A 13,997-nucleotide genomic window follows, 5' to 3' on the forward strand; every position below is an offset into this window, starting at 1 on the left:
AATACGTTTTTCCAGAGCCAACTGCAGAGCAAGGCACATGGACGATCTAAAAAATCGCGGCCAGTATCGTGGTGAGCAACAAAATCTACCGTAAAGAAACCGTAAAAACTCGCAGCAAATATTCCCGACAACACCTTCTTGCCAAGCCGCCTTTTGCGATTGCAACCGCATTAACATGAAATTATCTTTAAAAGACGAATGAGAGTTATTCCCATAGCCTATGCCCGCGTTTTTGAGCCGATTTACTAAGGACGCTCTTGATAAACGCGCCCTTCTCAGCGGCTACGGATATCTTCATGCAACATTTGAAAAATCTCATCGCAAGCATCGTTTTGCTAGTTGCAGGTCAGTCGATGGCAAATGCGACGACCTATCCCGTGACCGTTACAGATGTTGCCGATCGCCAAGTAGAGATCGCGCACGAGCCTAAGCGCATCGTCCTTCAAGACGGTCGTGACCTCTTCACTTTGGCCCTGCTTGACCGCCAGGATCCTTTTAAGCGCATCGTTGCTTGGAACAATATCGTCAAGCGCGCAGATCCCAATACCTGGAAGGTGTTCGAGCAGCAGTGGCCGCAATCGGCTGACCGTGCGACGGACATGAAGTTTGGCGATGAGGGCGATCTCAATCTGGAAGCGATAGTGTCGGCGCACCCTGACTTGCTGGTTTTCCAGACCCGCGCCCGCGCCTCCTTGGAGAGTGCTGGTGTCGCGCAAAAGCTCGCGGCACTCAAAATCCCGGTGGTATTTGTCGACAGCGACATTGATCCCGTGGTCAACAGCCAGAAAACCGTTGCTCTGTTAGGCAAAGTGCTCAATCGCGAAGCAGAAGCCAAGGCATACCTTGATTTCTATCAGAGCCAACTCGCGAAGGTGGATCAGAACATCATGCAACACACGCAAAAACCTTTGGTGTTCGTCGAGGCAAAAGCCGGCCAGGGCGGTGCCTCTGCATGCTGTTTCACTCATGGTGACGTGTATTGGGGGAAACTCGTGCAAGCCGCCGGAGGGCAGAACTTAGGGTCTAGCTTGCTGCCCGGCGCGACCGGTGACGTGACACTGGAAACGGTGCTCGGTAAACAGCCCGATGTTTATGTGATGACGGGCTCTCAGTTCCCTGGTTCGAACTCCGTCGCGCCGGCATATGGCTTTGGTGAAAGCGTGCAACAGCCGATGATAGATCGCTCATTGAGCCTGTTGCAGGAGCGTCCGGGTTTTGCCCAATTGAAAGCCAGCCAGAACGCTCGGGTGTACGGAATCTATCACCAGTTTTACGCGAGCTCCTGGAACATTCTCGCGCTCGAATACCTCAATCAAGCGTTCTATCCCGACACCGCCCAGCGCCTGGATACTGCCAAAAGCCTCGCTACGCTTTTCAGTTTCACTGGATTGAAAGCCGTCCCTGCCGTTCTCTACTCGCCTGCGCCTGCCAATGAATGAATTACCAGCAGCCGTGCCGATGCCGGTTACTTTGGTCTCGCCCTCCCCTCAGGCCCACTACGCTCATACCGTTTGGCGACGTAGCGCGTTGCTGACCCTATTGTTGGTGTTGGCATTTGCAGCATTCATTGCTGACCTTATCGTCGGCTCCGGGACGCTCACGCTGGGTGAAGCAATAACCGGGTTGCTACGTCCCGACAGTGTCGATTCCAGTACCCGCGTGATCCTTTGGGAACTGCGCATGCCGATGACACTCATGGCGGTGCTGGCCGGCACGTGCTTGTCGCTCTCGGGATTGATTATGCAGTCTGTCCTCGACAACCCGCTCGCAGAGCCCTTTACGCTGGGTATCTCGTCAGCCGCCGGTTTCGGTGCGTCACTGGCCCTAGCCTTCAACCTATCCTTCAGCCATGCGTTACCAGGACTGAGTGCCGATCTGATCGTCACCGCCAACGCGTTCTTGTTCTCGTTAATGACCGTTGGAATCATCCTGCTGCTGACACGCGGACAGGTGGGCCTTCAGGCCATCACGCTGCTGGGAATCGCGATGCACTTTGTCTTCAGCTCACTGCTGGGGATGGCTCAATACGTGGCGAGCACCGATCAATTGCAAAGCATCGTTTTCTGGTTGATGGGCTCGCTGCTGCATGCCACTTGGAACAAAGTTACGTTGTGTGCGGTGATCGCAGCCATCGCCATTCCGGTCGTGCTACTACAAGCGTGGGCGTTAACCGCCCTGCGAAGTTTTGGCGAACAGGCGGTGGTTTTCGGCATTCCGGTGCGCCGACTGCGTACGACAATGTTGGTACTGGCGGCGCTGCTGGCGGGCGCTGTCACATCGGTGGTGGGTGTGATCGGCTTTGTGGGCCTTGTCGCGCCGCACGTGGCCAGACTGCTGGTGGGCGAGGATCAGCGCTTCACCATCGGCGTGACCATTGCCTGCGGGGTCATCTTCGTGACCCTGGCCTCTCTGGCAAGCAAATTGATCGTCCCCGGTGCCGTGTTACCCATCGGCATGGTCACCTCACTGATCGGTTTGCCGTTCTTCATAATTCTTATCCTGCGCGACCGGAGGCTGACGTCCCGATGAGTTTCTCTACCTCCGACTACCGGGTGACTTTGCGCGGCAAGCCCATTCTCAAAGGATTGAACGTGCACGTTGCCGCCGGCCACACACTGGCTTTGCTGGGTGCCAACGGCGCGGGAAAGTCGACCTTCATGAAAGGATTGTGCGGACTGGTGCCTGCTTTCGGTTTCGCCAGCATCAACGGCACGGCATTACTGGGGATGTCTCCTGCCACCCGCGCGAGGATGATTGGGTACGTCGCGCAAGATCTCGCGCATCTCGACGTACGACTGTCCACCTACGAGCTCTTGCTGCTCGCTCAGCAAGGCAGTGCGCGCAGTTGGAAGACCAGCGCAGAGGCGCGATTCAAGGCCGCTGAACTGCTTGAATTACTTGGATTGCAACGCTTCGCTGAAAGCCAGCCAGGTCGACTCTCCGGTGGCGAACGACAGATGATTTCCCTAGCCCTGGCGCTTGTCCGCTCACCGCAGTTGTTGCTGCTGGATGAGCCCACCTCAGCGTTGGATCTGGCCAATCAATTGCAAATTCTTGATGCCGTGAGCGAATACACACGCAAGCACAGCATTGTCACGCTGGCGATCTTCCATGACATGAATCTGGCCAGTCGATACGCCGACGACACGCTCATGCTTGATCAGGGCATCGTGCATTGCTGCGGCCCAACGAGAACCACATTAACCCCAGAAAATCTCGCGCAGGTGTATGGCGTTGATTGCAGAGCGCTGAGCGTCGATGCCGGCGCATTCACGGCGATCTACCCAGTGTCGGTGATTGCGCCTAGGAGTCAGGCTGGCGGCAGATAAATTTTTACGTTTTATGTGACGTCACGGCGCTAACTAAGCGGGCTAATATTATTGCCATGAAGCATGCCGCGCACTGTCGGCCCCATCAAGGTGAAGATGAGTCATTTTGAAAAAGAGTGAGCTCCCAGTCAAAACTTGCGTGATTTGCGGCCTTCCCTTCATATGGAGGAAGAAGTGGGCACGCTGCTGGAATGAGGTGCGCTACTGCTCTGAGCGTTGCCGGCGGCGTAAAAGCTGAACCCAATACGGCCTGATAAATCATTGATACAGGAGCAAGTCAGGTAGTGAACATTTTCCTTCAAATGGGGATAGATCGAATGTGCCCCACCTACAATCGCTGTAGACGTTGAGTGGATGCTTCGAATCAAATGCCATGTCTGGCAAGACCGGCCGTTTTGCACTGAAGTTGTTTTGAAAAAGGCGTGGGTCACTGAAAAAACCAACGACTCAAAAGCGCCTACGCCCCGACGGTATAGACGCTCGCGGTAGGGGGAGATATTTAGTGTGCGGCGTGGCGTGCCTGTGTCTCAGGCATCGCCGAGGAGTGGTGATTGAGAATCTTCCACTGGCCACCCAGGCGCTCATAAACGAACGTATAACGCGCTTGTACCTGTTGAGCCTTACCGTTAGCAGGCTTAAGGGTAAAGGTATAAACACCGCTGTCCATCGCCACGTTATCGCCCAGTTGGCGGATCTCACGATAGTTGATCTGGCCCACCGGGTTCATCGCGAGGAAGTGGTCAAAGTAGTCCTTTATCTCCGCCGGGGTGGTACGCACCTGGTTGGAAACGGTGGGCTGAAGCACTGCGTTTGGCGCATAGAGATCGACCACAGTCTGCGCTTTCCCCGTCTGCAGAGCACCGTTCCAACGATCAAAAAGGCCCGCAATTTCCCGATCCATTGCGTTGACTGGTTGGGCAGCGACCGAGTTGTAAACATAGGGTGCATTTGAAGCTGCAAAAACAGTGGGCACAGACAAGGCTAGTAACAAGGCAAGCGTCGTTTTTTTCAGCAGCATATCTAAACTCCTGTGATTGATAGACACACTTTGCCTACCCGTATGCTCGCCTCCATCGGCTGACTGGAACCAGTTGCGTATGCCATTCGGCAGATGCCCGAGATAGTGAACACAGGATCTAATGACGCACCCGCGAGTACGAGCGCGCGAGCGCCGGAGTTAAGAATGCACAATCAAACTGAGGATCTTGGCAGCGCTCTCGCCATTCGTGCCGAGTATCGTCAGGCACAAAGTCGCGCAGCACGGTTGCGACTGCTCGTAGATACTGGGCAAGAGCTGACTCGCCTGGATCCAGTAGCCATGCGTGCCCGGGTTCTAGAGCGTGCTTGCGCTTTTCTAGCAATGGATCATGGCGTTCTGATCGAATGGGATGCCGAAGCGCAGGTAAAGATAGCCTCCAGTCAAGGCAGCGCCGGGAAACTCAAGGATCTCAATTTTTTTGCAGCCGGGGGCATCGATGTCCACGCTTGGCTGAAGCATGCAATGGCGGCATCGCCCACATCATTGCAGGTGCAATTGGTAGGTAGCGATGGAGCGCCCTTCGGCCTGCTGTTCCTTGCAAATACAGTCAACATTCCTGCCCCGGACGTTGAAGATGTCGAATCCTTGCAGTTGCTTGCGACGCTATTGGCTGCTCATCTTGAGAACGATCGCCTGCTGATGACTTTACGGGCACGAGAGCAAACGATGTCAGATCTCGTTCATCGCTTGTTCAGCGCACAAGAAGACGAGCGCAAGCGTATGGCGTATGACCTGCATGACGGATTAGCGCAGAAACTAGCGGGCCTACATCAACGCCTGCAAGGTTTCGCCGGAAGCTGTCCGCGAATGCCCGAAGCACTGGACGCAGACTTGAAGGCAATTCTTGCGCTCGCTCAGCACTGCGTTGGCGAAGGGAGACAACTAATCTCTGGCTTACGCCCTACGGTACTCGATGACTTTGGTCTGCAGCCTGCTGTCAACAAAGAGGCCGATCGACTTCGCGAAGCTGGAGTCGACGTACATTGGAACGCCGATACTGATGCACGCCTGCCAAACTCCGTGGAAATAGCGCTATTCAGAATTGCCCAAGAAGCCATCAATAACATTCTCAAACACTCCCGCGCATCCCGTGTGACATTCGCGTTGGAGGCAGCAAAAGGACAGGCCTCACTGCGAATAGATGACGACGGCGAAGGTTTTGTCATGGGGCGATCCCTCGATACTGAAGGCGATCGACGCTTGGGAATGGCGGCTATGAGGGAACGGGCAAACTTTCTAGACGGGAGCTTTAAATGCGACAGCCAACCAGGATCGGGAACAAAGTTGCACGTCGTCGTACCGTTTGCACTGGATGGCTCTGCGTATGAGTGAAGTTTTGCGACTGGTGCTGGCAGACGACCACGAAGTTACCCGCACCGGTTTTGTTGCGCTGCTTGCCAGTCATCCACACTTCGCTGTAGTCGGCCAAGCCCGTGATGGAAAAGAAGCCATCGAATTGTGCGATCTCATGTCTCCCGACATCGTGATTCTCGACATTCGCATGCCCGTACTCAATGGGCTAGCGGCGGCGAGAACTCTTAGAGAACGCCTGCCTGCGATAAAAGTGGTCATCTTCACCATGGACGACAGTCCCGAGCACTTAGAAGCGGCGATGAATGCAGGCGCTGTGGGTTACCTGCTGAAAGATGCGAGCCGCGACGAAGTAATCGACGCCCTGCAACGAATTGCAGCCGGAGAGGAAATACTCAATAGCGCAGTGAGCGCTCGTCTACTGCGAAGAATGACTGAAAGAACTGCTAACGGAGCAATTCATTCCGAGCAATTGACCGCGAGGGAGCGTCAAGTGCTCGCGCTGGTTGCCAATGGTTTCAGCAACCGGCTAATAGGAGAGCAACTTGGCATCACCACCGGTACAGCAAAAGCGCATGTCGAGCGTGTCATCGCCAAGCTAGGGGCTGCCGATCGAACCCAGGCAGCCGTCAAAGGAATCGCCTTGGGTTTAGTGGCACAACCATGAAAGTGAGAGCCGCCCAGAGTTGGGCAAATTTACCGCTGCGAGGCAAAGCACTGTTTGTGATTTCCCTTCCGCTAGTGATTCTGTTGCTGTCTCTAGTGTTGATCTATACCACGGAGCGCCAGACTGCACGCGCAGAGGAGGACGTACGCCGGGTGCTGCTTGTGCAGGGCGATATTCAAACTGTGCAGACACTGCTTGCCGAAGCAGCTGCCAGCGTAAGGGGCTACTTACTCACCGGTCGAGAAGACTTTCTACCAGGTTACTTGAATGCTAAACCACTGATCGATGCAGCCCTAAAACGACTGGACAACAATGTTCGGGACTCTCGTGTGCGGGAGCAACTTCAAGCGATCACCCCCTTGATCGACAAAAAAGTTGAGGGGCTCGTGAATTTGCTGGATGTGCGTAACACACATCCGGAAACTGTCACCAGTATCCTTCTCAACAACAAACACATCCTCGACGAACTGCGCGAGCGGATCATTACCATGGGGGCACTGGAAGATACCCTGCTCGCTGAGCGCACTGCTTCGGCCGCGTCCAAACGCGAACGTCTGTTGCTGTCGACTTGGCTAGCGGCTGTCTGCGGACTTTTTGGTGCCGTTGTTGCAGTACTCTTTCTCTCAAAAGGTATAGTCGCAAGAGTCCAACAAGTCCAAGGGAACGCTCAGCGCCTGGCGCTTGGACAACCCCTCCTACCTCAACCACCAGAGCACGACGAAATTGGCCAGCTAGGCACTCGCCTGATTGAAGCCGGATCGCTTCTGGCGGAGCGAGAGCGTGCTTTGCGCGACAACGAAGAGCGACTGCGACTAATCATCGATGGGGTGAAGGACTACGGTATCTTCGCCCTCGATACAGATGGGCATGTCACTAGCTGGAACGCCGGCGCCGAACGAATCAAGGGATACACTGAGCAGGAAATTATCGGTCGCCATTTCTCACTATTTTATCTGCCGGATGAATGCCCTCAACACCCCGAATTTGCCTTGGACGAAGCCAAGAAAAACGGACATTACATGGAGGAAGCGTGGCGCTGCCGAAAGGACGGCAGCCGTTTCTGGGCAAGTGTTGTGATTACTGCGCAGTACGATGCCGGCGGTGCCTTGCGCGGCTTCTCCAAGATAACCCGAGACATTACTGATCGTCGCACCGCAGAAATCGAGTTGCGTACGGCACAGGAAGAAGCAGAACGAGCAAGCCGTGCGAAAAGTGAGTTTTTGTCGCGCATGAGCCATGAGCTGCGCACGCCTCTCAACTCAATACTTGGCTTTGCTCAATTGTTGGAGATGGACTCACCCCAGTCACATAAACCTCAAGTCGAGCACATTTTGCGCGCTGGCCAGCACTTGCTGACGCTGATCAACGAGGTGCTAGACATCGCAAAGATAGAAGCTGGCCGACTTGCACTAAACGTAGAACCTGTTCCATTGGGAGCGGCATTACAAGAGGCCGTCACACTGGTGTCCCCTATGGCCAATGCTGCTGGCATTCGCCTGGCTGACCTAGAGGCAATCCCTCCACAACAGGGAGTCGTGGCAGACCGGCAACGCTTGATTCAGGTGCTTCTCAATCTACTCTCTAACGCGATCAAATATAATCGACCTGACGGACAGGTGCGGATCAGTGTCAAGGTGAACCAAGAGCGTGTTTTTGTTACGGTCAGCGACACCGGTAAAGGCATTCCCGCTGAACGCCTGAATCAATTATTCAAGCCATTCGAACGGTTGGAAACCGACCCGAATGTAGAGGGTACAGGTCTTGGATTAGCGCTTAGCAAAAGTCTCCTGGAAATGATGGGTGGAAGCCTCAAGGTACAGAGCACAGAGAATAAAGGTTCTTGCTTTACCTTTGAACTTCCCTCCACAAATGTCTCTCCGGATCCAAGGCTGGCTGTCGGCATAGCCCCGCAAGATCCGAGACGTCCATCCATAAAATATGAAGGAAAAGTGCTCTGCATTGAGGACAATCTTTCCAGCTTGGCCCTAATCGAAACATTACTGGAACGACGTCCCGGGGTGAAACTATTGTCCAGCATGCAAGGACAGATAGGGGTCGAGCTGGCAACGCAACATTCCCCCCAATTAATTCTGCTCGACATGACCCTACCGGACATAGATGGCCTACAGGTTTTGAGACGTCTACGGCAACGAGCCGAAACGTCCCGCATTCCAGTGCTGATGATCACAGCCGATGCGAGTGAAATTACACGAGACTCTCTGAGTGAAGCCGGCGCGACCGCAATACTCACCAAGCCTATCCATGTACCGACGCTCTTTGCGCACCTAGACAGACATTTACCGGAGCCTAAATGATTAACGACTTGCGAATCTTGGTCGTGGACGATCAACGACCCAATCTGGAATTGGTAGAGCAGTTACTTGCTCGCGAGGGTTTGAGCAATGTCTTGAGCACTACTGACCCTCTACGCACGCTGGATTTGTTTAATAGTTTCGAGCCGGATTTGGTGATTCTCGACCTGCACATGCCGGAGTTCGATGGGTTTGCGGTTCTGGAACAGCTCAACAGACGTATTCCAAGCGGAGAGTACCTGCCGATTTTGGTGCTGACAGCTGATGCAACTCGCGATACACGTTTGCGCGCACTCTCATTAGGTGCGAGAGATTTCATCAGTAAGCCGCTGGATGTACTCGAAACAATGTTGCGTGTATGGAACCTGCTGGAAACACGAGCTCTCTATAGGGCTCTAAGCACACTATTACCAAAGGAAAGAATAGAACTTCTTCGCCGGCACGATTGAACCATCTTTGAAAGGCGCTAACATTCCATTGATGCTTGGGAGATACGCGATTCAATCCCGGTAATCGGTGATCAATACTATGAATTGTCAGGGGTCGTTAACTCTTGAAACTCATTCGTAAAACAGGGTAAATACCGCCACCACAGATACATCACCGCCAGTAATTTCACGATTAGTAGCCGCAGTCTTATAATACTTAGCAGTCAACGGAATTTTGACGATAGATTTCCCAGAGGTCGCGCCATGAAAAATCTTCTGACCTAGAGGAAGAACAATTTGGCTGCCCTGATCTCCACGAAAAAGCATGATTCCCACCCCAGTAGCCATGCCGGGGCCCTCTATATTTCTAAGCGCATCTCCACTGGCCGCACCATCAACCTGATAGTGAACATTTATCCCTCCCTCACAGAGCATACTTATCTCAAAAGACTTGGCCTTGACCGAATCGTCTAAAACCGACATAGAATTGTTAAAGTCGGAGCGCAATACATTAGGTAAAGCAACAGTGATATTAGAGCTTTGCGGACTAACTTCGCACGCACTGACATTGATACCCACCTGACCAACCATACTTAAATTTGCAACTACTAAATCATGATACCTAATCTGATTAACACCACTTAGCGCCAACGAATTCACTGGAGCAATTGATCCAGTTTTAACGAGCCGCACCCACCAACTGATTTTTAGTGAATACGCATAGGGATTTACAGACCACGACAAACTAGCGATTGGCGTGACATTGTTATAGTTGGTGTTACATGAGCTTGCGTAGTTATTGCACCAATAAACTGAAACACCTACACCCTCAACATTTGTTTTGAAAACAGAATTGTATCCATTACTAGAGAATCCAGGTACCGCAGCCCCTATCCCGCTCGCAAGCAGACCACTAACGTTACCGGTAGAAAGGCAACGAATATTAGTAGAGGGGCCTTCAACCCAACCACTACTCCAAAGTTCCGCCCCAACCGGTGCATCACGAGCTATATTTAATGTGGAAGGCATACTTATCGAAAACTGAGACTGCACAGCATTATCAAAGTAACAGACAGCCTCAACAGAGGACACCAATGAAAGCCAACCTAAGAATACAGAGACTAAGAACTTCATAGTACACCTTCAAAGAGTTCGATCTAGATCAAAAAATTGAACCCTAGATTGATGACCATATATTAAACACTGCTGAGCGAACCTACTCGTAACTCAAAGTAAAGGTAGCGGCGATGGAGACCTGTCCCGCTCTCATTTCACTCACACGGGCTGCCGTTTTGTAGTAGCGTGCCATCAAAGGAATAACCACTCTTGAACTACTTTGAACGTCTGTATGAAACAAGCTTATTCCCAAGGGGACTACATCATCATCACCGAACTCTCCTCGAAACAGCTGAACACCTATTCCTGCAGCCATTCCAGACCCCTGCGCATTAGCAAGCACATGATATGCCGATGATGATTCCGTTCCATCAATTTGGTATCTGAGCCTAGTTCCTGCGTCGCACATCAAACTGATTTCAAACGCTTGCGATTTTGATCTGTTATTCAAGATTGTCGTATCATCACCAAAGTCCGCCATCATTACAGATGGCAAAGAGACCGTTATATTCCTGCTTTGAGATGTGATCTCACAGCCTATGGTGTTAATTTGCATTTGCCCAGACAGCATCAACCGACCGGTCTCCAAACCGTGAGCGTAACCTGAACTAACCCCAGGAATCTGCAAAGGAACGGAACTAGATATTGGCCCAACCTTAATCAAGCGAACTAGCCAACTGCCGACCAGTGGGACGTACGTGTCTGTCAATGGCGTATTTAGATTAGCGAGTGCAACCAACGAAGAAAAATCTGTACCACAGCCCGTTGGAACGTTGCTGCAAAGATAAACTGAAATACCTAATCCGGGAACGTTAGTTTCAAATACAGAGCTGAATCCGCCACCTGTATATCCGGGAACGGCAGCGCCTATCCCGCTGGCTAAAGCGCCCTGTATAAAACCGCTGCCAGTACACCGAATAAGTGTGCTAGGCGACTTCACCCAACCGCTGCTCCACACCTCCGCTCCAATCGGTAAATCTCTAGAAGCGCTCAACGAAGCTGGAAGATTAATGGTCGTCTCGGAAAGCGCACTGTACTTATCGAAGGAGCAAGCTGCTTCTGCAAGCGGAGCAAGTACACACAACATTGCAAATGTCAAAAAACAGCAAAGCGATCTTCTCATCACTTCTCCCTCAAGATACACGCGGCGAGCAGATGGCCTGAACTTTCAGTATTGATGCAGACTTGTCCGTGGTCTCCGGAGCTAAGTAATTTGCTTCACAGCTTTGATCTACTCGATCCCCCCAAAGCACGATGATTTTGCCCTGATCTTTTTCGGTGCGAACAAATACTCGACTGCCTTGGCCAACCAGCGTGAGACTATTACCCTGATCATCCTGAACTTCAGCGCCAACCGGTAGACTTTGCCCTTCCTTGTCGGTGAGATGTAACAATAACGGCTTACCGGTTTGTGTTTTGTATTTTAACTGAACGACTGCGCCATACCTTGGCGCAACGTTCTGAGAAGTAGTCTGCAGTTCTACATCGTCTGAGATATTACGTGAATCAAGAGAGACTTGATTGTTACGATAAGGGCTTAGACTCGACACTACTCCGTATCCGTTGCTTCCAACCCGAGCTCCGCTACTGTTCAGAAGTGCTGCTCCCTCGGCGCCTTTGGCCTCGACTATAGCCCTGGTTTCTCCTTGAGACTGGGTAAAGTTAATGCCTCCAGGATGAGCCACGACGCTGCCACTTATGCCAAAGTTGGCCTGACGATAATTTTCGCCATTACTAAGTCCTGCTTGCAAGTTTGCCAAAGACGCACGGTGCTGCAGATTAGCACCACTGGATTGAGAACGGGTACCGTCGCTGATACTCTGGGATCCATAAACACCGTAATGAGTTTGATTAAACTCTCCAAGTGAACCGGACACACTAAGCTGATTGTTAATATCACCAGATTGAGAATATGTACTGCTTGCGCTTAGATAGGGTGCTCGTGCTGATCGACCGAGTGGCATAGAAACGCTCAGCATGTAGCGTGTATCGTCCTCGCCATAAGGAGTCTGTGTTCGACTCGCAGACAAACTCATGCTCCCCCAGTTAAAGTTGTTTGAATACCCTGCCTGGTAGCTAGTGTCACTCCCTGATTCGGTATTCCAATAATTCTGGGCGGAGCCACTTAGATAGAAACTTCCCAACTTTCCCGGAAGCGGTTGATTTACGTTGACTTGAAACCTGTTACGCTGACGATGTGGTACATGTCCGTTCAGATCGCCCTCAAGGGATCGTGTACTGGCGTAGTCGGAAAAGCCCAAGTACCCATCACTGGAAAAACGATACGCAGCCACAGCAAAGTTTGTTTTAGTCGACTCTAAAACTTTACTGTATGCCAGCCTATAACTCTGACCACTAGAGCTGCTCTTCATTCCACTGTTTACCGGAAGATCGGATGCATTGGAATGGGTGACATCAAAGGCTAACGCACCAAACGACGTGCTTAAAGCAAGCCCTCCTTGCACCGCTAGATATTGATCAGAAATGATGCTTCCGGTATAGCCAGTCCAAGAATTTGAAAGGCCTCGCTGGTAGGTTCCTTGAATAAAATTGGGCTTATAGGCCAATTGATCATCACGGTAAGTGCCCGCGACTACGCTGTACCTAGATGTACCAGGACGCAAAAGCTGAGCCACTGAAGCAAAAGGAACAGTAAAGCTCCGTGCCCGTCCATCAGCCTCAGTTACTGTAACGTCCAGATCGCCCGCGTAACCAGAATTATAAAGATCATTGATAACAAAGGGGCCAGGCGCGACGTTCGTTTCATAGAGAATATTATTGCCCTGCCTGACGACAACCTTCGCATTACTTTCTGCGGTGCCACGAATCTCTGGTGCAAACCCCCTCTGAGAGTCTGGCAACATTCGATCGTCAGAGCTTAGCTGTATTCCGGTATATGGAACGCTGTCAAACAACTCGGAGGGAGTATAATACTCGCCAATCGTCAGCTGAGACTTGAGTGACGTAAGATCACGCTGAACGTAACTGCTACCAACCTGATAGTTCCCTTTCGAACCTTGGCCGTCACCTGAAGATTGAGTGTAATTACCACTATGACGAATGCGCCAGTCACCGATATTCAATCCGGAGTTGACTCCAATATATGTCTGGGTACTGAGCTCTCCTCGCTGAGAGGTTCGGTACGTATTGGCATTGTAATCAATGAAGCCCGCAGTAACACCGCTTTCCCAGCTTTCAGGCTCTACGTAGCCGCGCACCACCCGCTTGAGAAAAGCCTGCGGAACGCTAAGATCCACGCGAAGATCACCAAGGTTAAAATCAATACGTGACTTAGGAAAATCTTTTTCAACGTTAATGCAATTCGAATCAGCAGATGATTGATTTGCGGGCTTCTGAACAGAAATTTTGGCAACATCCAAGCCAAAAGCGCTCAGTTGTTCACGCCTGAAGCAGAAAGTCGCTGCTTCAGACCGGCTGCTGGCCATGATTCTAACCTCATCGCGTGCCACCCATATCTGATTGACGTAAACATCCAGTTGGTAATTTCCTGGGGTTACTGGGTTACCACGTTCGAATCGGCTCAGATCAACAGGATGTCCACCACGCCCTTCAGTGAAAGCTCGATTAAAAGATGCGTGCTCGTCAGCAAACCCCTTTGCGGCGAAAAAAATGCCAGATGTGAGCATTACGAACGATAGATTCAATGCAAACTTGAAGTTTCTTGGAAGCGTTTTAGTCTCACAACAAAAAACATACTGCTTCACAACGCCTCCTCTCTAAAGCACGCCAAAAAGAATTCGCAAAACAACCGAGCCAGCAGTTATCGATATCAAA

Annotated in this window: 12 protein-coding genes; 8 read left to right on the forward strand and 4 right to left on the reverse strand. The window is 51.7% G+C overall.

What is annotated here, in order from left to right; translation table 11 throughout:
- The first annotated feature begins 296 nt into the window (after positions 1–296).
- The 4 genes from ACIOVB_RS01535 to ACIOVB_RS01550 all read left to right on the forward strand — a co-directional run bounded on the left by ACIOVB_RS01535 (position 297) and on the right by ACIOVB_RS01550 (position 3,567).
- Positions 297–1,439 (forward strand): ABC transporter substrate-binding protein, encoded by a 1,143-nt coding sequence (locus ACIOVB_RS01535; RefSeq protein WP_401264211.1) that lies wholly within the window; start codon positions 297–299, stop codon positions 1,437–1,439.
- Positions 1,432–2,529: a FecCD family ABC transporter permease gene (locus ACIOVB_RS01540; protein WP_401264213.1), complete on the forward strand. Its 1,098-nt coding sequence runs from the start codon at positions 1,432–1,434 to the stop codon at positions 2,527–2,529. Before ACIOVB_RS01535 ends, ACIOVB_RS01540 begins: the two co-directional genes overlap by 8 nt.
- The gene (locus ACIOVB_RS01545) at positions 2,526–3,329 is read left to right on the forward strand and encodes an ABC transporter ATP-binding protein (RefSeq protein WP_401264214.1); all 804 of its coding nucleotides are present in this window, start codon (positions 2,526–2,528) and stop codon (positions 3,327–3,329) included. The genes ACIOVB_RS01540 and ACIOVB_RS01545 overlap by 4 nt, the downstream gene beginning before the upstream one ends.
- Before the next feature lie 106 nt (positions 3,330–3,435).
- Positions 3,436–3,567 carry a DUF2256 domain-containing protein gene (locus ACIOVB_RS01550; RefSeq protein WP_401264216.1) on the forward strand — a complete coding sequence of 44 codons (132 nt, stop codon included), beginning with the start codon at positions 3,436–3,438 and terminating at the stop codon, positions 3,565–3,567.
- A 261-nt stretch (positions 3,568–3,828) separates the two neighbouring features.
- Here ACIOVB_RS01550 and ACIOVB_RS01555 read toward each other — a convergent pair whose 3' ends face one another.
- Positions 3,829–4,347, reverse strand: a complete 519-nt coding sequence (locus ACIOVB_RS01555; protein WP_401264218.1) for an SgcJ/EcaC family oxidoreductase — start codon at positions 4,345–4,347, stop codon at positions 3,829–3,831.
- A 165-nt stretch (positions 4,348–4,512) separates the two neighbouring features.
- On the opposite strand from ACIOVB_RS01555, the gene ACIOVB_RS01560 reads away from it, so the two are divergent.
- The 4 genes from ACIOVB_RS01560 to ACIOVB_RS01575 are packed head-to-tail and all read left to right on the forward strand — an operon-like array spanning position 4,513 to position 9,107.
- The gene (locus ACIOVB_RS01560) at positions 4,513–5,700 is read left to right on the forward strand and encodes a sensor histidine kinase (protein ID WP_401264220.1); all 1,188 of its coding nucleotides are present in this window, start codon (positions 4,513–4,515) and stop codon (positions 5,698–5,700) included.
- Positions 5,693–6,346 (forward strand): response regulator, encoded by a 654-nt coding sequence (locus ACIOVB_RS01565; protein WP_401264222.1) that lies wholly within the window; start codon positions 5,693–5,695, stop codon positions 6,344–6,346. Before ACIOVB_RS01560 ends, ACIOVB_RS01565 begins: the two co-directional genes overlap by 8 nt.
- Entirely contained in the window at positions 6,343–8,661 is a 2,319-nt protein-coding gene (locus tag ACIOVB_RS01570) for an ATP-binding protein (protein WP_401264223.1), read from the forward strand. Before ACIOVB_RS01565 ends, ACIOVB_RS01570 begins: the two co-directional genes overlap by 4 nt.
- Positions 8,658–9,107 (forward strand): response regulator, encoded by a 450-nt coding sequence (locus ACIOVB_RS01575; RefSeq protein ID WP_401264225.1) that lies wholly within the window; start codon positions 8,658–8,660, stop codon positions 9,105–9,107. The genes ACIOVB_RS01570 and ACIOVB_RS01575 overlap by 4 nt, the downstream gene beginning before the upstream one ends.
- Before the next feature lie 111 nt (positions 9,108–9,218).
- Here ACIOVB_RS01575 and ACIOVB_RS01580 read toward each other — a convergent pair whose 3' ends face one another.
- The 3 genes from ACIOVB_RS01580 to ACIOVB_RS01590 all read right to left on the reverse strand — a co-directional run bounded on the left by ACIOVB_RS01580 (position 9,219) and on the right by ACIOVB_RS01590 (position 13,927).
- Complete coding sequence (locus ACIOVB_RS01580) at positions 9,219–10,220, reverse strand: fimbrial protein (RefSeq protein WP_401264227.1); 1,002 nt, start codon at positions 10,218–10,220, stop codon at positions 9,219–9,221.
- Positions 10,221–10,302: 82 nt separating this feature from the next.
- Positions 10,303–11,325 (reverse strand): fimbrial protein, encoded by a 1,023-nt coding sequence (locus tag ACIOVB_RS01585; protein WP_401264228.1) that lies wholly within the window; start codon positions 11,323–11,325, stop codon positions 10,303–10,305.
- Between the two features lie 10 nt (positions 11,326–11,335).
- Positions 11,336–13,927, reverse strand: a complete 2,592-nt coding sequence (locus ACIOVB_RS01590; protein WP_401264230.1) for a fimbria/pilus outer membrane usher protein — start codon at positions 13,925–13,927, stop codon at positions 11,336–11,338.
- Positions 13,928–13,997: the final 70 nt, after the last annotated feature.

This window comes from Pseudomonas sp. NPDC087639 (genome assembly GCF_044743385.1).
Taxonomy (GTDB): domain Bacteria; phylum Pseudomonadota; class Gammaproteobacteria; order Pseudomonadales; family Pseudomonadaceae; genus Aquipseudomonas.

Excerpts from the sequence above, each read along its gene's own strand:
- ACIOVB_RS01535 (WP_401264211.1), top strand. The coding sequence starts at position 297 with ATGCAACATTTGAAAAATCTCATCGCAAGCATCGTTTTGCTAGTTGCA.
- ACIOVB_RS01540 (WP_401264213.1), top strand. The coding sequence starts at position 1,432 with ATGAATGAATTACCAGCAGCCGTGCCGATGCCGGTTACTTTGGTCTCG.
- ACIOVB_RS01545 (WP_401264214.1), top strand. The coding sequence starts at position 2,526 with ATGAGTTTCTCTACCTCCGACTACCGGGTGACTTTGCGCGGCAAGCCC.
- ACIOVB_RS01555 (WP_401264218.1), bottom strand. The coding sequence starts at position 4,347 with ATGCTGCTGAAAAAAACGACGCTTGCCTTGTTACTAGCCTTGTCTGTG.
- ACIOVB_RS01560 (WP_401264220.1), top strand. The coding sequence starts at position 4,513 with ATGCACAATCAAACTGAGGATCTTGGCAGCGCTCTCGCCATTCGTGCC.
- ACIOVB_RS01565 (WP_401264222.1), top strand. The coding sequence starts at position 5,693 with ATGAGTGAAGTTTTGCGACTGGTGCTGGCAGACGACCACGAAGTTACC.
- ACIOVB_RS01570 (WP_401264223.1), top strand. The coding sequence starts at position 6,343 with ATGAAAGTGAGAGCCGCCCAGAGTTGGGCAAATTTACCGCTGCGAGGC.
- ACIOVB_RS01575 (WP_401264225.1), top strand. The coding sequence starts at position 8,658 with ATGATTAACGACTTGCGAATCTTGGTCGTGGACGATCAACGACCCAAT.
- ACIOVB_RS01580 (WP_401264227.1), bottom strand. The coding sequence starts at position 10,220 with ATGAAGTTCTTAGTCTCTGTATTCTTAGGTTGGCTTTCATTGGTGTCC.
- ACIOVB_RS01585 (WP_401264228.1), bottom strand. The coding sequence starts at position 11,325 with ATGAGAAGATCGCTTTGCTGTTTTTTGACATTTGCAATGTTGTGTGTA.